The sequence below is a fragment of the Streptomyces sp. NPDC048506 genome (assembly GCF_040651315.1).
GTDB lineage: Bacteria > Actinomycetota > Actinomycetes > Streptomycetales > Streptomycetaceae > Streptomyces.
In genome coordinates this window covers 210,595-229,626 of sequence record NZ_JBEZIX010000008.1, presented here as the reverse complement: position 1 = coordinate 229,626, position 19,032 = coordinate 210,595, and the positions used below count along the sequence as shown (strand labels likewise).

The 19,032-nt window shown below is 68.5% G+C and carries 17 protein-coding genes and 1 pseudogene; 9 read left to right on the top strand and 9 right to left on the bottom strand.

Annotation, left to right across the window (positions count from 1 at the left end; translation table 11 throughout):
• Positions 1–384 precede the first annotated feature (384 nt).
• Positions 385–1,425, bottom strand: a complete 1,041-nt coding sequence (locus AB0C96_RS09030) for a hypothetical protein (RefSeq protein ID WP_362915201.1) — start codon at positions 1,423–1,425, stop codon at positions 385–387.
• 357 nt (positions 1,426–1,782) lie between these two features.
• The gene (locus AB0C96_RS09025) at positions 1,783–2,907 is read right to left on the bottom strand and encodes a homogentisate 1,2-dioxygenase (protein ID WP_362915199.1); all 1,125 of its coding nucleotides are present in this window, start codon (positions 2,905–2,907) and stop codon (positions 1,783–1,785) included.
• Between the two features lie 14 nt (positions 2,908–2,921).
• On the opposite strand from AB0C96_RS09025, the gene AB0C96_RS09020 reads away from it, so the two are divergent.
• Positions 2,922–3,728, top strand: coding sequence for a LysR family substrate-binding domain-containing protein (locus AB0C96_RS09020; protein WP_362915197.1), 807 nt, complete (start codon positions 2,922–2,924; stop codon positions 3,726–3,728).
• 806 nt (positions 3,729–4,534) lie between these two features.
• Here the strand turns inward: AB0C96_RS09020 and AB0C96_RS09015 are convergent.
• The 3 genes from AB0C96_RS09015 to AB0C96_RS09005 all read right to left on the bottom strand — a co-directional run bounded on the left by AB0C96_RS09015 (position 4,535) and on the right by AB0C96_RS09005 (position 7,522).
• Complete coding sequence (locus tag AB0C96_RS09015; RefSeq protein WP_362915195.1) at positions 4,535–4,726, bottom strand: hypothetical protein; 192 nt, start codon at positions 4,724–4,726, stop codon at positions 4,535–4,537.
• 780 nt (positions 4,727–5,506) lie between these two features.
• Positions 5,507–6,574: an alpha/beta hydrolase gene (locus AB0C96_RS09010; protein ID WP_362915193.1), complete on the bottom strand. Its 1,068-nt coding sequence runs from the start codon at positions 6,572–6,574 to the stop codon at positions 5,507–5,509.
• 483 nt (positions 6,575–7,057) lie between these two features.
• Positions 7,058–7,522 (bottom strand): cupin domain-containing protein, encoded by a 465-nt coding sequence (locus tag AB0C96_RS09005; RefSeq protein ID WP_362915191.1) that lies wholly within the window; start codon positions 7,520–7,522, stop codon positions 7,058–7,060.
• Positions 7,523–8,372: 850 nt separating this feature from the next.
• Between AB0C96_RS09005 and AB0C96_RS09000 the strand changes: the two genes are divergently transcribed.
• The 4 genes from AB0C96_RS09000 (at position 8,373) to AB0C96_RS08985 (ending at position 12,692) form a co-directional block, all read left to right on the top strand.
• Positions 8,373–8,504 carry a hypothetical protein gene (locus AB0C96_RS09000; protein WP_362915189.1) on the top strand — a complete coding sequence of 44 codons (132 nt, stop codon included), beginning with the start codon at positions 8,373–8,375 and terminating at the stop codon, positions 8,502–8,504.
• A 117-nt stretch (positions 8,505–8,621) separates the two neighbouring features.
• Positions 8,622–10,256, top strand: coding sequence for an ABC-F family ATP-binding cassette domain-containing protein (locus AB0C96_RS08995; RefSeq protein ID WP_362915187.1), 1,635 nt, complete (start codon positions 8,622–8,624; stop codon positions 10,254–10,256).
• 79 nt (positions 10,257–10,335) lie between these two features.
• On the top strand, positions 10,336–12,003 hold the full coding sequence (locus tag AB0C96_RS08990; protein ID WP_362915185.1) for an ABC-F family ATP-binding cassette domain-containing protein: 1,668 nt from the start codon (positions 10,336–10,338) through the stop codon (positions 12,001–12,003).
• Between the two features lie 128 nt (positions 12,004–12,131).
• The gene (locus AB0C96_RS08985) at positions 12,132–12,692 is read left to right on the top strand and encodes a CGNR zinc finger domain-containing protein (RefSeq protein ID WP_362915183.1); all 561 of its coding nucleotides are present in this window, start codon (positions 12,132–12,134) and stop codon (positions 12,690–12,692) included.
• On the opposite strand, the gene AB0C96_RS08980 is transcribed toward AB0C96_RS08985, so the two are convergent.
• Entirely contained in the window at positions 12,637–13,128 is a 492-nt protein-coding gene (locus tag AB0C96_RS08980) for a hypothetical protein (RefSeq protein ID WP_362915181.1), read from the bottom strand. The genes AB0C96_RS08985 and AB0C96_RS08980 overlap by 56 nt on opposite strands.
• 80 nt (positions 13,129–13,208) lie before the next feature.
• Positions 13,209–13,319 (bottom strand): annotated as a pseudogene (locus AB0C96_RS08975) (zinc-binding dehydrogenase); the annotation flags it as partial.
• Positions 13,320–13,374: 55 nt separating this feature from the next.
• Between AB0C96_RS08975 and AB0C96_RS08970 the strand changes: the two are divergent.
• Both AB0C96_RS08970 and AB0C96_RS08965 read left to right on the top strand, forming a co-directional pair.
• A complete protein-coding gene (locus AB0C96_RS08970) occupies positions 13,375–13,584 on the top strand; it encodes a hypothetical protein (RefSeq protein WP_362915179.1) in 210 nt (69 codons plus the stop codon).
• Entirely contained in the window at positions 13,581–13,817 is a 237-nt protein-coding gene (locus AB0C96_RS08965; RefSeq protein ID WP_362915177.1) for a hypothetical protein, read from the top strand. Before AB0C96_RS08970 ends, AB0C96_RS08965 begins: the two co-directional genes overlap by 4 nt.
• A 417-nt stretch (positions 13,818–14,234) precedes the next feature.
• On the opposite strand, the gene ftsH is transcribed toward AB0C96_RS08965, so the two are convergent.
• Positions 14,235–16,181 (bottom strand): ATP-dependent zinc metalloprotease FtsH, encoded by a 1,947-nt coding sequence (ftsH, locus tag AB0C96_RS08960; protein ID WP_362915175.1) that lies wholly within the window; start codon positions 16,179–16,181, stop codon positions 14,235–14,237.
• 188 nt (positions 16,182–16,369) lie between these two features.
• On the opposite strand from ftsH, the gene AB0C96_RS08955 reads away from it, so the two are divergent.
• Together AB0C96_RS08955 and AB0C96_RS08950 are read left to right on the top strand one after the other, a co-directional pair.
• A complete protein-coding gene (locus tag AB0C96_RS08955) occupies positions 16,370–16,720 on the top strand; it encodes a CBS domain-containing protein (protein WP_362915174.1) in 351 nt (116 codons plus the stop codon).
• 346 nt (positions 16,721–17,066) lie between these two features.
• Positions 17,067–17,486 carry a CBS domain-containing protein gene (locus AB0C96_RS08950; RefSeq protein ID WP_362915172.1) on the top strand — a complete coding sequence of 140 codons (420 nt, stop codon included), beginning with the start codon at positions 17,067–17,069 and terminating at the stop codon, positions 17,484–17,486.
• Between the two features lie 15 nt (positions 17,487–17,501).
• Here AB0C96_RS08950 and AB0C96_RS08945 read toward each other — a convergent pair whose 3' ends face one another.
• Positions 17,502–18,992 carry an ArsR family transcriptional regulator gene (locus AB0C96_RS08945; protein WP_362915170.1) on the bottom strand — a complete coding sequence of 497 codons (1,491 nt, stop codon included), beginning with the start codon at positions 18,990–18,992 and terminating at the stop codon, positions 17,502–17,504.
• Positions 18,993–19,032 lie beyond the last annotated feature (40 nt).

Below are 19,032 nucleotides of genomic sequence, written 5' to 3'. Positions count from 1 at the left end.
AACGAACCCGGATTCACCACCACGGCAGAAGTCCGCGACGCCTACGTCACCCACCTCACAGCCCGAGCCCGAGACTCCACCCCTTGGCTCCCGACGCAATTCCCGCCACCCTACGGTCCAGCCAACAGTTAGGAGCGAAGGACTGCGGGAGACCAACGAGGGTGCGCTCATCCACTTCGACGAGGCGGTACGCGAGTACCCGAAGGCGCTGTTCGACCAGATGATCACCGCGCAACTCGCTTTCAACGTGTGGATCACCGTCCCCTCTTCCGGTGGTGAAACCCGGGTGTGGCGCCGACGCCTGTGGCGCTGCGACCCCAGAGGCGCTGCGGGAGCGGCAGCTGCAGAGCCGGCGGCCGCCTCGGCTCCGAGCGGTGTACGGACTCAGAACGACACGGTGAGGGAGATGGCGACGATGTTGGCGATGAGGTACAAGCCCGTCGCGATGGCGAAAATGCGGTTGTTGATGCGCCGTGCCGCCGGTCTGGCCATGGGATCGGTCAACAGCCTCATGATGTAGGTGGTGTTGGCAACACCGATCAGTACGTAGAGCAGGCTCATGAAGTGGATCTCTTCGACCAGCGTCACGTTCAGGAAGGTGCCCAGCGCCTCGTCGACTGCCCGCAAGTTGAGCATGATCGTGAAGAGCGCGGCACCGAGAATCCCGAGCCGTGCGACCATGGCGACCTCGTCGTCCTTCGACCAGATCAGAAACGAGACCAGGGCGACCAGGAAAGCCACATAGACCGGCAGGATCTGCTTGCCGAAGCTCGTGATGTCCTCTCGGGTGAGCTGGAACTCGATCACCAGCTGGGAGTAGCGGCTGCTGCTTCCTTGCTTGAGCCGGGGATCACCGAAGTTCGTCCTGTAGAGCGCGTCCACGACACCGATCCGGAATTTCGTGATCTTGAAGTCGTCTGGATGGATCCTTGGGTTGTACGTGGAGTTCTTCACATCCGCCCGGTAGACGAACCGCGACTCGTCCAGCTCGTTTTCCTCGACCCGGATCTGGACGATCTGTTTGTCGAACGGGAAGTCCGTCAGGTCGAAGTTCTGCCGGAAGGTCCCGGACACTTTGACCTGTGTCCAGTACTCGTTGTCGACCTTCTCGCTGGAAGGCTCGGTCAGCATCGTCCTCGTCGCGTTGGTGAACTCGAGACGCTGGACAGCAGCCAGATCCTTGCGTGGGCATACGCTCCACAGCCACAGGTCCGCGTTCACGGTGCGCCTGACCGGATCCACCCCGTAGAGGTCGGTGACGTAAGCCCCGACTCTGCAACTGGGCACGGCCGCAGCGGCGGGCGTGGCGATGATCAGCGTGCTCAGCACCGCAGCGGCGGCTGCGAGCAGGGCGCCCGCTCCCGACCGGAGCCCGGCCGGGAAGCCACGTCGGCCGTCCGCTGGCCCGCCATACGAACGGGGCATACCCGCGAGCCTCCAAGAACACCAGCGGGAGCAGCAGGAACTGCCCGAGGGGAGCGTTTCCACGCGGGACCATAACCCGGCGGCCGAGGCACGATCGCAATCACAGCGGCCCACCCCCGCAGACCGGCTCAGGATGCACCCGTTCGGCCCATGCCCAGGGCCGCGGCGCGACGCGGCTGCCGACCACGCAGGGCCAGCGACTGCAGGCAGCTGAGGAGCCGGGTGTGTGTAGGAGGCGGCTCGCAGGGAACCGGAGACGGCCATGACACGGCTCATGACGGATGGTGCTCCAGAACTCGGTGGTGCCCGCATCCCCTGCCGGGCGGAAAGGGGATGCGGGCGGGGAGCCGGCCGGGGTCAGCCGCGGTAGCTCTCGTGGCGGGCGAAGTCGGGTATCTCGACGGCTTCGAAGGCTTCGGTGCAGCGCAGGGGTTGGACGGTGTCGACGTTCCACACGTAGAACGGCAGCCGGGTGCGCGGGTTGGTGTGGCGGACCTGGTCGGGTCCGTGGTTCATACCGGCCGGTGTGACGCTCGCCAGCCCCGCCGGCGGACCGGCCTGGCCGTCGTCACCGGTGCCGAGGAAGACGAACAGCTCGTCGTAGTCGACGTTGCGATGGGCCGGCTGCGCCTTGTCCGCGTCGTCCGCGGTCTGGGTGGGCCGGGGGGCCATGGTGACGAACCAGTTCTGCCCGGCCTGGAAGGTGGCGTGTGCCACCGGCGGCATTTCGAGGCGTTCGCAGGTGAGCGGGCGGATGTCCGCCAGGCGCAGCCGGAAGGGGGCCAGGGTACCGGTCCAGCCTTCCACGTCGGCGGGGTCGAAGGCGTAGAAGATCGACGACAGTTCGCCCGCGCGCTTGACGAGCACCTCCCACTCGCCGGCCGGGTTCTGCGCGGACGGGACGGTGATGTCGGTGTCGAGCCTGGGGACGTCGAGGACGCCGCGGTCGAAGGGCAGGAAGTGCCCCAGCAGCCCCCGCTCGGGGAGCGTGATCGGCTCCCGCGTCTCCACCACGTAGGTGACGTGCTGCTCGGCGCCGGGGTCGGGGACGATCCGGTAGTTGGTGCCCTTGGGGATCACCAGGTACTCCAGCGGCCCGTACGCGAGAGCGCCGTAGTCGGTGAGGAGGGCTCCGCTGCCCGACTGGACCATCAACAGGGTGTCGCCGTCGGTGTTGCGGAAGTAGTACGGCATCGGTGCTTTCCGCTTCGACACCGAGACCGTGATGTCCTCGTTGAACATCAGCGGCGTCGGCAAGGCGCGCTCGTCGTGCTCATCGGCGGCGGGAACGTCGGTGAGCCGGATGCCCCGTGGTCGGATCGGACCCTCCACCCGCAGCCAGTCCGTGGTCGGGTGGGCGTGGTAGAGCTGAGAGACATCACCCTCGAACCCCTGACGGCCGTGGTGCTCCTCGAAGGTGCCCTCCGGCACCCGGGCATGGGCCTGACGGGAGATCCGGCCCTGAACGTGCCTCGCGAACATACAGCGACTTCTCCATGGGCGACCGCCGCCACGTCGCCCTCACCCCCGCCGGCGAGACCTTCGCCGAACGCGGTCGACGCCTCCTCGTCGACGCCGAGCGCCTGGTCGACGAGATCACCCACACGTGCACACCCCTGCGCATCGACGTCGTCGCCGAGGGCCTGCCCTCCACGCTCCTGGTCCATCACCTGCGCACCCAGGCCCCCGACCTGCCGTTCGAGGTGCTCCAGAGCCACGGCATGGCCGCAGCACTGCCCCGCCTCCTCACCGGCGAACTCGACCTCGCCTTCGGCCGCCCCTTCGGCTTCGGCCGCCCCCTTGGAGCCGCCCTCGCCACCATGCCCGTGGGCCTGGACCCCATCGGCGTCATCATCCCCACCGACCACCCCCTCGCCGACCGGGACGAGGTCCCCCTCGCCGCCCTCGCCGATCACCCGCTCCTGATCCACTCAGCGGACGAGTCCGCCGAGTGGCACGACTGGGTCGACCAGGCCGTCGCCGCCTTCGGCCTGAAGGTGGCGACACGCGTACGCGGGCACGGCCGCACCTCCGCTCTGGCCGCCGTCCAATCCCTCCGCCACCCGGCCTTCGGCCTCACCTCCTCGCACCTCCCCGACGGCCTCACCGCCCGGCCCCTGCGCGACCCCGTCCCGCTCTACCCATGGCACGCCGTCTGGAAGACCACCACCGCGCACCCCGCCATCAACCGAGCCCTGGAACTCATCCACACCTACGCCCGGACCCACCACTGGCACCGCCCCCCGAGCACCAACTGGTGGCTCCCCAAGCCCGATTGCGACACGCTGCGGGCCACGAACTGATCGACACCCGTCCGTCTGACCACGCATACTCCCCCGCCGTCGGCCAACTGGTCACGACCCCAGAGCTCCATGGCCGGATACCCCAGCCGTCCAGCAGCTGCGCACCAACGTGGCCACAAGCAGAGAGCGCCGCGGGGGCGCCGCAGTCATACTGGCCTCGCCAACTGGTCACAGGAACCAGGGACCTGCTCACCGACCCGGATCCGGCAATCCGAGCCTGTGCCGCCCTCGCTCCGCTGCCGGCCAACGACCCGCACCCGACCGCCGCCCTGCTGGAGGACCCGCACACCGACGAACTGTTGGGCGACGAGCAGCTCACGACGTACAACACCAACTCCTCGCAGCCATCGCTGCCAAGGACAACTGCTGGGCCACTGAGTCCTGTCGGTCGGCCGGCCGCCTGACAGTCCGGCCGTCCCACGCCCGGAGCCGAGGCGGCGCTGTCATTTCTCATCGACATTCCAGAGCCGGTTGACCACCAACTGCCTCCGGAAACCGTCTATGAACGCTGTTCCTGGAAATCAACGAAGCCAGGCTCACCGACGTCGACGAGCAGCGCGGCTTGGCGCAGGAGCCTCCCGGCCAGGCCAGGGACGATCTGGAGCCAGGGGTGGCGGTGCGTGACCTTCTCGCGCCAGGATTCGTGTGTGAACGGTACGCAGCTAGCGATGGAACGACTGGCAAGCTGGCCCGATCTTCACCGCACAGCACCCGCCTGCGGCGCCGGGCCGGCTCTGCGGACGGCCGCCCGGCCGTGCAGTCTGTGACCCTCCGTGCCCACGCACAAGGACGCGGCCGTGCGGGATCTACAGCCCCAGGTCGAGAGCCAGACACGAGTAGTACCTCCATGAGCCCTCGGGGCTGTACGAGTTGCCGCCACCGCCCTGCTCGGCCTCGACCTCTTCGGTCATGTCCTCGAAGCGGATGCGGTCGGGAAGCTTGCCGTAGCGCGCGTGCCGCGCCGCCTCGGCGGCATCGCCGATGAGTCCCCTGTTCATGACCGATCTCCGCTTCGTCGATCGTGGATGGTGTCCCCCTTGAGGGTGGGACGACCATCAGTGTGCCGTTCCAGGCATCACCTGTCAAGGTGGTGACGCTCTCGGAACTGAGATAATCCAGTCGGCGATTGCCTCATCGCGCTGACTTCGTGGATCGCGTCGACAAACGCCCCCGGCTGCTCCTGAGGGAGGCCGTGACCGGCACCCGGGGCAACGTGATGCGCCCAGGGGCCCGAGAAGTCAGCGGCGTACCCGCCTCCGCCGGTCGGCGGAATGACGCCGTCGATTTGCCCGTCCAGAGTGACCGCAGGAACAAGTAACCGCAGGAACAGTCATGTTCGGCTGGCCCAGCAACCGCCGCTCCAGTTCGACATAGCGGCGGTCACCGGGGGGCGGCGCAGGGCGTCCATGGACGCGGCCAAGTCGGCGCCGAGCGCCGCCTGTTGTCCGGACCGGAAGGTGTCCTCGCGCAGGAAACGGGTCCGCCCATGGCCGCGCAGGTAGGGGATGTATCAGCGGTACCCGCGCCGGGCGAGCACCGGCGCGACTTCGGCGTAGGAGCCGACGGGACTGAAGGGCCAACCGTGCAGGAGGATCACCGGGTCGCCGTGCGCAGGGCCGACGTCGTGACAGGCGATGTCCAGTACGTCGGCACACACTCGGTACGCCGGCCCCAGGTCGCACACGGCTCTCCCGGCCGGGGTCCGGTCCGCTGCCGCACCCCGGGGCCGGCCGCGCCCTCGCCCACCCGACCTTCCGTGGGCGGTGCCGCGCCCGGGCTCAGAGATGGTCGGCGTCGACAACCGCCTGGGCGAATACAGTTGGCGCTTCCTGCGGAAGGTTGTGCCCGATGTCCGCGACGGTGCGGTGTTCGTAGGGCCCGACGAAGTGACGGCGGTAGGTCGAGCCGTCGCCGGGTGGGGTGAAGGGGTCCAGGGCCGCGTCAATGGTGACGGTCGGCACATGGATGGAGGGCTGGGCGGCGAGCAGCTTCTCGTGGAGGTCGTAGCGGGGCTCGCCCTCAATGAGGCCGATGCGCCAGCGGTAGTTGTAGAGGACGACGGCGGCATAGTCCGGATTGCGAAAGGCCTGGGCGGTGCGCTCGAAGGTGGCGTCGTCAAAGTTCCAGTTGGGGGAGACGAGGGTCCACACGTAGCGGCAGAGCGCGATGCGCTCTTTCTCGTCCTCCATGGCCTTCTTGCCGCGCTCGGTGGCGAAGTACCACTGGTACCACCAATTGTGCTCCACGGCCGCGGCGGCGGGCTCCAGTTGCGCCTTGCGATCGGTGATGAGGTAACCACTGGTGGAGACGAGGGCCTTGACACGTTCGGGCCACAGGGCGGCGATGATGTCGGCGGTGCGCGAGCCCCAGTCGAAGCCGGCAAGAACAGCCTTGTGGATCTCGAGCGCGTCCATCAGGGCGATGATGTCGAGGGCGATGGCCGACTGTTCGGCGGTACGGGGGGTGCGGCTGGACAGGAAGTGGGTGCCGCCGTGCCCGCGCAGGTAGGGAATGATGACGCGGTAACCCAAGCCGGCGAGGAGTGGGGCGACGTCGACGAAGCTGTGGATGTCATAGGGCCAACCGTGCAGACACAGGACGACTGGTCCGTGCGCCGGCCCGGCCTCGGCGTAACTGACGTTGAGGACGCCCGCCTTGACGTGCTTCAGCCGGGGGAATTCGGTGTGGGCGCCAGGAGTGATGACGGGCACGGCCGGAGCGGGGCCACCGCTCAGCCGGGGCGAGGCGGCCGCGGCTGACGCCTGGGCCTGCCGACCGGAAAGCGAGACGGCTGCCGCTCCGATGCCCGCACCCACGGCCTTGCCAAAGGTACGTCTGTTGAACATCACAAACCCTCCGTCATACATGTCCGGCGAAACGACCTGGCCCGGAAAGCCAATCGGCCGCGTTTGCGGGAGGCGGGCCCAGCGGCGTTGAGGCACCGACCTTGACACATGCACCATCACCCGTCAAACAGGTGACGCACAATCTCGCCGGCGGCCTGACTGACCCTCAATGGTCGAACTCGGCGCGGCGTCCGAGTCCCGCGGGGGTAAGTCATTCGACTGAGGTTTCTCACGTCGGCACGGTCGCCCTCAGCTACCCCTGGGCATCGAGAGGCGACATGGCCGCGCTCTTCGAACTACCGATACCGCCACTGGCGCAATGGCTCGACCGTGTCTACGAGTTGGTTCCCGCCGGTCATGAGCTCTCCAAGGTCGACTGGAGCGCCACCACCACGGAAACTCCTCGGCGACCCGAAGGGCGAATCCGGCTGATCGCACCGGCGGCCGGGCGCACCCTGCTCACAGGATGCGCCCGGTCGGGCTCTAGTAGGTGGTCACGAGGGGCTGCGTCTCGTCGACGACGTATGTGGAGAGCATCATCGTCGTCACCGTGCCGACGTTGCGGGCGTTGTGGATGACGCCGTCCGGGATGAAGAACGGGTCTCCCGTGGACAGTCGGAGCGGCGGGCCGTCGTCGAATTCCATCAGGACATCACCACGGATGATGTAGCCGACCTCGATGCCGGGATGGCTGTGCCGCCCCGACTCCTTGTGCCGTGGAATCCGCACGAGTGTCTGTACGGCTTCCCACCCCTCGGCGGGCGACGGGTGCTCCTGAAGGAGGGTGCGCGTGACACCCCCGGTCGGATCGGGATCCCCGGTGAGGCAGGAGGACGGATGCCGGATGGGCTCCGCGGCCGCGGCGGTGGCCGGCAGAGCGGCCGAGCTCAGCGCGCCGGCCGCGGCGGCGCCACTTGTACGGAGGAGAAATCGTCGGTCGATCATCATGTCTCTTACTCGTCGAAGGGAGAAGGACGGTCACAGTCGCGTAGCTGGAACCGGCGACCGTTCATGCCACCAGGCAGCGATGCGGCCGAAACACACAAGACTCGGGCATGCCAACACACGTGTGAACTCGCCGACTCCGGTGTCAGGCACTCCTGCCGCACAAGCGTCGAAGGAGTGCCAACGGTTCGTTCAGGCCGCCGGGGCGCGGGTCGCGGGTCGCCCCAGATCATGTGCACCACGGCAGCGTCTGCCGCCGTGACGGTCAGAAGTGTGCTCTTGAGCGTGATGACACGCATGCACGCCACACGAGCGAGACATCGTCACTGGTTAAGACAGTGACAGCACGAGGCGGATGATCTTCACGTGTCCGTCCGGGAACACGTCGCCGGTCACCACGGGAGGGCGCCGGGAGCATTCGCATGACGGCGCCACCGTTCGCGCCCGCCAGGAGCCGGGTCTGTGCCGGGAACCGTGTCCCGGCGTGCGCATGGACAACGTACGCCTCTCTTCCTGCCCGCGCGGCCCGCCACAGGGCCCGGAAACCGATGTCGGTCACTGCGACGGTCCTTGACGTGACGGCTGGGCAGCCAGTTGGTGATGCGAATGAAGGTTGCGGCGGATGGGCCGGAGTGCACGCACGACCGGATCGCACCTCACTCCGGTGGACCTCGGAGCCGTGTGCGTACGCGCGGAGCAGAACCACACGTGTGCAAGCTGAAGAGCGATCGCAGCTTGTAACCTATTTAACGGGTGACGATGCTGGCACGCGCATCTCCGAACTGTCAACAACCAGCAGGTGTGACATCAGAGGGCCGCTCATCGGTCGACACATATTGGCACCCGGGTACACATGAAGGCACCCGCCTCGGCGGGCCGGGCAGCTCTCAACACCTGCTACGGTGTGGGCGACTTGGACCGCTCGATCGAGGAGCAGCAGACGTGGTGGGTGAAGACGACATCTCCGGATGAGATCCGGATGTGACTGGCCGTCGGACGACGCTGCGAGAGCGTCGCTGCCGTGGCCGCTTCGTCGTACCCCTTTTTCCCACACTGCCAGGGCAGAGTTCTGTCTGCCCTCGATTCTCACGAGGTCATCCCCATGTCCGACGCCGCCGTCGTCTGCTCGAACCTCTTCTTCGCCTGGCCTGACGACACCCCGGTCTTCGACGACCTGTCCTTCGCCATGACCACCGGCCGTACCGGCCTGGTAGCCCCCAACGGCTCCGGCAAGAGCACTCTGCTCAAGCTGATCGCCGGTCAACTCACCGCTGTCTCTGGATCGTTGACGGTCGATGGCACGCTTGGCCACCTCCCGCAGAGCCTCCCCCTGACCGGCAACCTCACGGTCGCCGAGGTGCTCGGAATCGCCGCGGTGATCCACGCGCTCGACGCCGTCGAGTCAGGCGACGTGAGCGAGGAGCACTTCTCCACCATCGGCGACGACTGGGACATCGAGGAGCGCACCCGCGCCCAACTCGACCGCCTCGGACTGGCCGACCTGGCCCTGGACCGCGCCCTGAGTACGCTCAGCGGTGGCCAGATCGTCTCCCTGGGTCTCGCTGCCCAGTTGCTCAAGCGCCCCGACGTGCTGCTGCTCGACGAGCCGACCAACAACCTCGACCTGGAGGCCCGGCACAAGCTCTACGACGTGCTGTCGGACTTCAACGGCTGCCTGCTGCTGGTCAGTCACGACCGCGCGCTGCTCGACCGCATGGACCGCATCGCCGAACTCGGAAGCGGCGAACTGCGCTTGTACGGCGGCAACTTCACCGAGTACGAAGAGGCCGTGCGCGCCGAGAAGGAGGTCGCCGAGAAGAACGTCCGCAACGCCGAGCAGGAGCTCAAGCGCGAGAAGCGCGAGAAGCAACAAGCCCGTGAACGCGCCGAACGCCGCCAGAGCAACGCCGCCCGCAACCTTAAGAGTGCCGGTCTGCCCCGCATTTTCGCGGGCAACATGAAACGCGGCGCGCAGGAGTCCGCGGGCCGGGCCGGCCAGATGCACGCGGCCCGGGTCGGCGAGGCCAAGGCCCGGCTCGACGAGGCCGGGCGCGCGCTGCGCGAGGAACAGCGCATCACCCTCGAACTCCCCGGCACGCAGGTGCCTTCCGGGCGCAACCTCTTCCTCGGCGAGGGGATGCAGGTCCACCATGCCGGCCAGGCCGTGTTTGCCGACGGCGGCGTCGACCTGAGCATCCGCGGCCCCGAGCGCATCGCGCTGACCGGGCCCAACGGCACGGGCAAGACCACCCTGCTGCGTCTGGTCACCGGCGACCTCGCCCCGGGGAGCGGAGAGGTCAGGCGCGGCCACGGCCGGATCGCTCATCTCTCGCAGCGCCTCGACCTGTTGGACCTGGACCGCACCGTGGCGGAGAACTTCGCCGCGTTCGCACCCGAGCGGCCCGAGGCGGAGCGGATGAACCTGCTCGCCCGCTTCCTCTTCCGGGGCGCACGGGCGCACCTGCCCGTCGGGGTGCTCTCCGGCGGCGAGCGGCTGCGCGCCACCCTGGCGTGCGTGCTGTGCGCGGAACCGGCTCCCCACCTGCTCCTGCTCGACGAGCCGACCAACAACCTGGACCTGCTCAGCGCGGGCCAGTTGGAGAGCGCACTCAACTCCTACCAGGGCGCCTTCATCGTGATCAGCCATGACGAGCGGTTCCTCGCCGAGATCGGGGTGAACCGCTGGCTGCGGCTGGCCGACGGAGTGCTCAAGGAGACCGGGGCGCTCTCGGTGTGAGCCACCGACGTGTGAAGTGGCCCGCGCCGAGGCCGTGCGCCCGGCGGGCCGACCACCCGACCACGTTGGACGGATCTCCGTGCCCGTACCCGCTCTGCTCGCCCGTGACCTCGTCCGTGACCTCGATGGCCGACGTGTCCTCGACGGTGTCTCCCTGACCGCCTCCCCCGGCCACCGCATCGGTCTGATCGGGGAGAACGGCGTCGGCAAGTCCACCCTGTTGCGGGTGCTGGCCGGTGTGGACGAACCCGACGCCGGAAGCGTCTCCCGCCCAGGTGACCTCGGCTTTCTGCACCAGGAGATGCCCTTCGGCGCGGACTCGACCATCGCCTCGGTGCTGGACGAGGCGCTGCGCGAGGCCCGCACAGAGCTGGCGGAGCTCGAACGGCTCGGCGCAGAGCTGGCGCGGGTCCCCGAGGACTCGCCCGGTCACCGAGAGCTCCTGGGCCGCTACGGCAAGTGCCTTGAGCGGGCGCAGGAGCGCGAGTGCTGGGACGCCGACCGTCGCGCGGGGCTGGTCCTCGACGGCCTTGGCCTGGGCTCGCTCGGGCACGACCGTACGCTCGGCTCGCTCTCGGGCGGACAGCGCGGCCGGCTCGCCCTGGCCGCGCTGCTCGTCCGGCGGCCGTCGGCGCTGCTCCTCGACGAGCCGACCAATCACCTTGACGACGGCGCCGCCGCCTTCCTGGAAGAGCAGATCCGCGCTCTGCCCGGAACCGTGGTGGCCGCCAGCCACGACCGGGCGTTCCTCGACAGCGTCTGCACCGACCTGATCGACCTCGACCCGGCCGTGGACTGCCCGGTTCGATACGGAGGCAACTACAGCGCCTACGTGAGTAAGAAGCGCGCCGAGCGGGAGCGCTGGGAACGGCGATACGCGGAAGAGCAGGAGGAGTTGGAAGCACTGCGTCACACGGCGGGCGTGACCGCACATCTGGTCGCGCCGGACCGGGGGCGGCGCGACAACGAGAAGATGGGCTACGGCCACCGGGCGGGCAGGGTGCAGAACCAGATCTCCCGCCGGGTACGCAACGCCACCCGGCGGCTGGAGGAGCTGGAACGCGGCCAGCTCGCCGAGCCGCCGAGCCCGCTGCGGTTCGCGGCCGACGCGGTGGCCGCGAGGACGCAGGAAAGCCCGCAGCCACTCGTCTCGTTGCAGGACATACGTGTGCCAGGCAGACTCGTGCTGGATGTTCTGGAGGTGTCGGCAACCGAGCGGCTGCTGATCACAGGCGGCAACGGATCGGGCAAGTCGACGCTACTCGCCGTGCTTGCCGGACATGTCGCGGCCGAGGGTGTGATGCGCAGGCGGCGCCGTCTTACGGTGGGGCTACTCGCCCAGGACACCGCGTTCGACCGGCCCGACCGCACGGTCCGTGACACCTACGAGCTGTCGCTGGGCCCGGGCGTTTCCGAGAAGGTGCCGCTGAGTTCGCTCGGTCTGGTGCACGTGGGGGACCTGGACAAACCCGTCGGCCTGCTGTCCGTGGGACAGCGGCGGCGGCTCGCCCTGGCCCTTCTGGTGGCCCGTCCACCCCAGCTGCTGCTGCTCGACGAGCCCACCAACCACCTTTCGCCGCGCCTGTGCGACGAACTGGAGGAGGCCCTGGGAACCGGCCCGGGCGCGATCATCCTCGCAAGCCACGACCGCTGGCTGCGCCGACGGTGGCAGGGCCGCGAACTCCGGCTACAGCAAGAAGGTGAACGCGGACAGCGAGAGGACTCCGCAGCCCACGCCCGGCCCTGACCCGGGCGCGCAGGCCGGTGCCGTCCGGCCGCGCATCGGTCTTTCACATCACCGCGCCGTCCGTGCGATACCGCTCGGACCGGTGACGATTCTTGCACTCCGCGACAGTCACCTGCCAGGATCGTGATGTGAATCTCGACCATGTTTTCGTATGCGGACATCCGGCCCTTGACTTCGCGGCCACGCTCCGTGCACGGCGCTCGACCCGGTTCGAGATGTTGGTGACACCGGAGCGGCTGAATGCCTGGTACCTGGAGTCCGGACTCGTGGACACGATCACGCCCGCCGACGAGGAGGACGTCCGGCAGGCGACAGTCCTCCGCGAGGCTGTCTACCGGCTCATCACCAACCGCCGCCTCGGTGAGGAGTTCGACCGCGAGGCACTCGCCGTGCTCAACGGCGCCGCGCGCGAGACTCCCGTGACGCCGCAGCTCTCCTTGACCGGCCGGCACAATGAGGCAACCCCTGGACGGGCCCTGGCGACCGTCGCCCGGCAGGCCGTCGAATTGCTCAGCGGCCCGGATGTCCCGTTGCTGAAGGAATGCGGTAATCCTGAGTGCACACGGGTCTACATCGACCGTTCCCGCGGCATGCGAAGACAGTGGTGCGGAATGGAGTCCTGCGGCAACAAGATCAAGGCCGCGGCCTACCGCGCACGGCAAAGGACCGCGCCCTCCATGGCCGTATAGCCCGGTCCTCCTGGCCGTCCGAGCGCGGGCAGACACCAGATCGCGTCGGAACTGGAGGGGAACCGCAGGCGTCAGGAGGAGCTGGCGGGTAGGTGGAGCCGCCCGTGGTCATGAGGATCAGCACGCCGCCCTGGATGCCGGCCAGCAGGGCCGCCGCCTCTTGATCGGCGTCCAGTCCGGGGGCGACCTCGCCGCTGCCCTGCATGTGGGCGATCCCCGCGGCGAGTTGCTGCTGCCACCGGCCGAGCAGTTCGCCGGCCACGGTCCGGGTGGCGTCGGTGGTCCCGCCCAGCTGGGCGAGGGCTGCATGGAGCGTTGCTGTGCGGGCCATGACGTCCTCAAGGCGCACCGCGAACACGCCCTGTTCGCGGATCTGGTCGGCAGCACCCTCGATGATGCGCTGCCTGGTCGCGGCGCCCTTGCGGGTCAACGGCATGGATCCTCCCGGTGCGAGCTGTTGTGTTCCATTCAAGTGGGTCGGGCACGGCACCTGGGACCGCATCGAGTGACGGACGGTCAGGGCAGGAGCAGCAGTTTGCCGGTGGTGTGACGCGACTCCAGGTCCGCGTGGGCGCGTGCCGCGTCCGCGAGCGGGTAGCGGCCGGTGACCCGCGGGACGAGCCGCCCGGCTTCGTCGTCGTGGCTCATTCCCCTGAGCGCACTGGCGGCTGTGGTCGGCGCGATGTGGCCGAGTGCCGCCCGGCGCATGGGGATGGCGCTGCCGTTGCTGGCCCTGGTGACGCTGGCGAGCGTGCCCCTGGCCACGGGGGCCGGGGAGTGGCTGGAGAAGCACGTCGACGGCAACGCCCTGGTACGCAGGCACACCGAACTCGGCGATGGGCTGCTCCCCTGGGCTGCGGGCCTGTTCGTGCTGGCGACGGTGATCTGGTGAACGAACCGCAGGCCGGCCGCGGCGGAGGTCACCCTCGGGGAACGGCCCGGTCCGCCCCCTCCCGGTCCGCACTGGTCGTCCGCATCGTGGCAGCGGTGCCGGCCGTCGGCGAGGCCGCGGGTGCCGTAGTGGACGTCTACCGGATCGGCGACTCCGGGGCGAAGGCCGCCTGGCATGACGGCTTCTCCAAGACCGCCACGGGCGACAGGGGCGACAGGGGCGACAACGACTGACAATTGGCTCAGTCGCCGGAGCGGACGCGCAGGCGTCGGAAGTCATACAGCCACGCCCTACTGCGATCCGATGCGAAGTCGGAGACTGGCTCGTCGCCGGACAGGCTCGCCGATCAGCACAGCCCCTTGGCGATCTGCGACGGGAAGCCGACAGCGCGCTACCTCACCGTCACATGGGGCAGAAGACCACCCGCTGCCACCAGTAGTCGCCGGGTCATTCGTGGCCGATACCCGGCACACGCACCCCACCACCCGTACGCGTTCGGTGCGACGCCACGCCAAGGTTGGCCAGTCGCACGAGCTCTCGCGCCATTCGGATTACCGCGGGGCCAGCGGGTGCGAGTCACCGCCGTCGAACTCGAATCCAGAACCAGGTGCCCCTCACCACCTGCGCCCTCCTCAATGAGCCGTGCGCTGTCAGAACGGCGTCTTGTTGTTGCCCGCCGTGGCGGCATGGCCATCAGCGGTTCGCCCGTGCTCCCGCAGTACGTCCAGTACGACAGCACCGGCGACGGTTTCGTGGGTGATGAGCCGCTCCGCGAGGGCGTCCAGTGCCGTGCGGTGTTCGCGCAGCAGAGCCACGGCGCGCTTCTCGGCCTGCCGGACCAGGCGGGTGGTTTCCTCGTCAACGATGCGCTGGGTCTGCTCGGAGTACGGCCGCTGCAGGGCTGATTCGGGAGACTCTCCGCCGAGGCGCTGAAGGCCGCCCGAGGCATAGCCGACCGGGCCGAGGGCGGGGGACAGACCGAAATCGCGGACCATACGGCCGGCGATCTGTGTGGCACCTGCCAGGTCGTCGGCAGCGCCGGTCGAGCCCTCGCCGAAGGAGACAAGTTCGGCGGCCCGGCCGCCGAGCCGGACGGTCAGCAGATCGTTCAGATAGCTCTCACTGTAGAGGTGACGTTCGGCTTCGGGGAGCTGCTCGGTGGCACCGAGGGCGGGTCCGGAAGGCAGGATGGTCACCTTGGCGACCGGGTCGGCGTGCTCGCACAGGGCCGCGACGAGGGCGTGGCCCGACTCGTGAACGGCGACCGCCTGGCGCTCCTCGGGGAGCAGAGCGTTGGAGGTTTCCCGCCGACCGAGCAGCACCCGGTCGCGGGCGGTGTCCAGGTCCTGGGCGGAGATGACGGCGCCGCCCGCGCGGACCGCGTTGATGGCTGCCTCGTTGACGAGGTTCGCGAGGTCGGCTCCGGAGAAGCCCGGCGTGGCTCGCGCCACGACGTTCCAGTCGACGTCGGGTGCGAGTGTCTTGCCATGGGCGTGCACGGTCAGGATCGCCGCCCGCTCAGCCTGATTGGGCAGCGGGACGGTCACATGCCGGTCGAAGCGGCCGGGCCGCAGCAGCGCCGGGTCGAGCGCCTCCGGCCGGTTGGTCGCGGCGAGCACCACGATGCCGCTGCCCTGGTCGAAGCCGTCCATCTCGGCCAGAAGCTGGTTGAGGGTCTGCTCGCGCTCATCGTTGCCGCCCAGACGCACCCCGCCGCGACGGCTGCCGACGGCATCGATCTCGTCGATGAAGATGATCGAGGGGGCACGTTTGCGTGCGTCGGCGAAGAGGTCGCGTACCCGGGATGCGCCAACCCCGACGAACATCTCCACGAACGCCGATCCGGTCACCGACAGGAAGGGGACCTCGGCCTCGCCCGCGACGGCGCGTGCGAGCAGCGTTTTGCCTGTGCCCGGTGGTCCGACCATGAGCACTCCCCGTGGCCCTTTGGCTCCGGCCACCGCGTACCGCTCCGGGTGGCGCAGGAAGTCGACGACCTCGCTGATCTCCTGCTTGACGCCCTCGTACCCGGCGACGTCGGCGAAGCGGGTGGTCGGACGCTCGGCCTCGATGATCTTGGCCCGGGACCGTCCGATGCCGCTCAGTCCTCCGGACAGCGTGCGTGCCGCCTGCCGCCCGGTCCACAGGAACAGCGCACCGAGGAGCACCAGCGGCAGGATGAATGCCAGCAGCGTCCCCAGCCAGCTACCACCGCTGGAGGAGGCGGAGATGTCCACCTTCTCGGACCGCAACTGTTGCTCAAGGCTACTGTTGTCCAGCGCGGTGGGGATGTGGGTGGTGAATTTCCGCCCATCCTTGAGGGTTCCTTCAACAGCTCCCTTGTCGTTGATGTCGACCGTCTTGACCTGTCCCGTGTTCACCTTGCCGAGGAAGTGGCTGTACGAAAGCGAGGTTGCCGGCGAGGACTGGGAGCGCATCAGGAGGACGAGAAACATGATCATCAGGGCGATGGGCAGCAGCCAAGGCCGCCAGGTGGGGGTCGGTGGCGAGGCTGGCGCCTTGGGCGGTTCTCGCGACGGCCCCGACTTGGCTGACCGTGTCGGATGCCGCCCTGGCAGGCGGATTGCTGTGATCACTGATGGCTCCCTCGACGCAGGTCATCCTTCGACGAGGCTGTTTCCGCGATGCGAACGCTGCGGACCGCGGTTGTCGTCTCCCTTGCACGGTCAACGCTATGCCCGTGCCCTGCTGCACGAAATGCCACAGCACGGGCCCCGACACCGCTCACGTCGTCACCGTGGCCAGATGCCCGACAGCCCGGCGCATGGCCGATGCTCGCGTCGGGGCTCTGCCCGTGGTCGAGGACGATCACGTGGCGGGTGTGATCACCGACCGGGATCTTGTCGTACGGGCCATGGCCTGCGGCCTGTCGCCACGGGTGCGGGTCGAGGCGATGATGTCGACCGACCCGGTCACTGTGGAGGCGGACACCCCGGTCCAGGCCGCAATGCACGCCATGCACACGATCCGAGCCCGCCACCTGCCGGTGGTGGACCACGGACAGCTGGTCGGGATGGTCTCCTTCGACGACCTGTTCTGTTTCATCACGGGGCAGTTGGGTGAGCTGGCAGCCGTGGTCGATGCCACCCGCAAGGTGTCCGGCCCGTTCCATTGACGGCAGCATCGGACGGCCGAGTGGTAGTGGTGGTCTCAGTCCGAGCGGGCAACACAGCAAGGAGCTTCCGGCCATCGGCCACCGGAGCGTGCCGCACACCGCCGACCTTTGCAGCGAGGCGTGGGCGGACTCCTGTGAGAGTGCCGCCCGGCATCCCGACCTCACTGAGTCTCGCAGCCGTGAACGGCCAGCCCGCTTCGCGGCTCCCTGACAAAATCTGGACCATTCGACCCATTTCGCAGTCAGTCCGCACGCCAGAGACTGATCTCAGGCCCCACGGGGCGGCGGACGACGGGCACCCGGCGTGCTCGCCCCCATCCCACACGCACTTGAGGGAGTCACCGCAATGACCACCGCACGCGACATCATGCACAGTGGCGCCATCTGTGTTCAGGAGAGCGAAACCCTTGTGGACGCCGCACGCCGGATGCGCGACCTCGATGTGGGCGCACTGCCCATCTGCGGCCCCGACGACCGCCTCCACGGGATGATCACCGACCGCGACATCGTTCTGAAATGCCTCGCCAAGGGCAAAGACCCGCAAACCATGACCGCCGGCGAACTCGCCCAGGGCAAGCCCGTCACCATCACCGCCGACGCCGGAGCGGAACAGGTCCTGAACGCCATGGAGGAACACCGGATCCGGCGCCTGCCGGTCATCGACGACCACCGGCTGGTGGGCATGATCAGCGAAGCCGACCTTGCCCGGCACCTCCCGGAAGAGAAGGTGGGTCACTTCGTCGAATCCGTCTGTGCGACCGCTTGACCGCCTGACGGTTGGTCACTCGCCGTGGTAGAGCCTGTCGACGTCGACCAGAAGCACTTCACCCCTGGCTTCCGCCGCCCGCAGTTCCGGGCCGAACCCGATTCCGCTGTAGCACGCCGGCGTGACCCGGTCGATGTCCTCGCCGGAAGTGCGGAGGACGGACAGAGCCTGGCGCAGCCGTTCCAGGTGATGGATGTCCATCATCTCGTTCCAGCAGGTGAGACCGACCGAGAGCAGGGCTCCGGGCCAGCCTTCGACGTTCCCTCGTACCGCCACGTCGACATCGAGGCGCGTGTGCTCCACACGGCCGGAGACAGTGCCGCGCACGGCCGTTTCGGGGGTCCCTTTGAAGGTGTCCGGGCCCGCGTATGCGGTGGCCCAGTCCCGGCAGACCTGGGCGAAGCGCGGCGCGGCAACGGCCGAGTCGAACGTGGTGCGGGCGCGTTGCCACACGTCGGCGGCGCCCTCCTGCTCGATCGCGGCGCGATGGGGCCAGGCGACGGCATGCTCGAAGGCCAATAGCGGCTCGGCGATCCGATAACGCGTCATTGAGGGCCGGAATGCGTCGGGCTCTGCGTTCAACAGGCCTCGGTTCTGTAGCACGGCCACGACGTGAGACACGTCGGTCAGCTGGGCTCCGATGCGTTCGGCGATCTCACCAGGTGTGGAGCAGCCGGCCGCGATCGCGACCAGCGTGGAGTGGGACAGCGCCCGGTCCGCGTGATTCGCCTCCTCCTCCAGCAGATTGCGCGCCTCCCAGAACAGGGGGACACGGGGGTTGAGAACAGTTCTGCACACCCATGCGTCGAAGTCATGCGGGTCGGTAGGGGCATCGTCACACACAAGGTCACCTCGATAGGCGGGGGTACCGCCCACGACGGAATGCACCTGCACGGCAAGCCGCGGGGATCGGATGCCCCAGAATCGCGCCGCCTCGCGGAAGTCGAAGGGCTGCACCAGGAGTTCCAGCGCGGCGAGCCGGTGTAGGGATGACGGGCCGGAGAAGAGCCTGCGCATGAGGGAGGGCGTCCCGCCGCTGAGGATGAGACGGGCCCGGTTGTTCCGACGCACCTGGTGCAGACGACGGTAAGCACCATGAATGACGGACGGTAGCGCCGGGCTCGGGCCCACAAGGTCAGGGAAGTTGTCGATGACCACGGGGACCGGGCGCTGGTCACCCAGCGCCAGCAGCGCGTTCACGGCGTCCTCCCAGCGCTGCCAGCTCGGTGGATGCGTCGCCCGGGTGTGCGCCCCGAAACGCTCTGCAAGGCGGTACAGAGTCTCAGCCTCTGCTGCTGCATGGCCGTCGAAATAGAAGCCGTCGGCGGCCTTGGCAACGGCTTCCAGCAGCATGGTCTTGCCCTGCCGACGCTGTCCCGAGACCAGGCCGAGCGTGGCCCCAGGACTCGGATCGCACACGAAGCCCACCAGAGCGGCCCACTCGGCCTCCCGATTGAACACCCGATCAGGCTTTGTCAGGCGGGCAGCGGCATCCGATGGCGACATGGACTGCTCCCCTCGTTCGGCGACGGACGGCGTCGTGATA

Coding starts and splice junctions, on each gene's coding strand:
- AB0C96_RS09030 (WP_362915201.1), bottom strand. CDS start 1,425: ATGCCCCGTTCGTATGGCGGGCCAGCGGACGGCCGACGTGGCTTCCCG.
- AB0C96_RS09025 (WP_362915199.1), bottom strand. CDS start 2,907: ATGTTCGCGAGGCACGTTCAGGGCCGGATCTCCCGTCAGGCCCATGCC.
- AB0C96_RS09020 (WP_362915197.1), top strand. CDS start 2,922: ATGGGCGACCGCCGCCACGTCGCCCTCACCCCCGCCGGCGAGACCTTC.
- AB0C96_RS09015 (WP_362915195.1), bottom strand. CDS start 4,726: ATGAACAGGGGACTCATCGGCGATGCCGCCGAGGCGGCGCGGCACGCG.
- AB0C96_RS09010 (WP_362915193.1), bottom strand. CDS start 6,574: ATGTTCAACAGACGTACCTTTGGCAAGGCCGTGGGTGCGGGCATCGGA.
- AB0C96_RS09005 (WP_362915191.1), bottom strand. CDS start 7,522: ATGATGATCGACCGACGATTTCTCCTCCGTACAAGTGGCGCCGCCGCG.
- AB0C96_RS09000 (WP_362915189.1), top strand. CDS start 8,373: ATGAAGGCACCCGCCTCGGCGGGCCGGGCAGCTCTCAACACCTGCTAC.
- AB0C96_RS08995 (WP_362915187.1), top strand. CDS start 8,622: ATGTCCGACGCCGCCGTCGTCTGCTCGAACCTCTTCTTCGCCTGGCCT.
- AB0C96_RS08980 (WP_362915181.1), bottom strand. CDS start 13,128: ATGCCGTTGACCCGCAAGGGCGCCGCGACCAGGCAGCGCATCATCGAG.
- AB0C96_RS08970 (WP_362915179.1), top strand. CDS start 13,375: ATGTGGCCGAGTGCCGCCCGGCGCATGGGGATGGCGCTGCCGTTGCTG.
- AB0C96_RS08955 (WP_362915174.1), top strand. CDS start 16,370: ATGGCCGATGCTCGCGTCGGGGCTCTGCCCGTGGTCGAGGACGATCAC.
- AB0C96_RS08950 (WP_362915172.1), top strand. CDS start 17,067: ATGACCACCGCACGCGACATCATGCACAGTGGCGCCATCTGTGTTCAG.
- AB0C96_RS08945 (WP_362915170.1), bottom strand. CDS start 18,992: ATGTCGCCATCGGATGCCGCTGCCCGCCTGACAAAGCCTGATCGGGTG.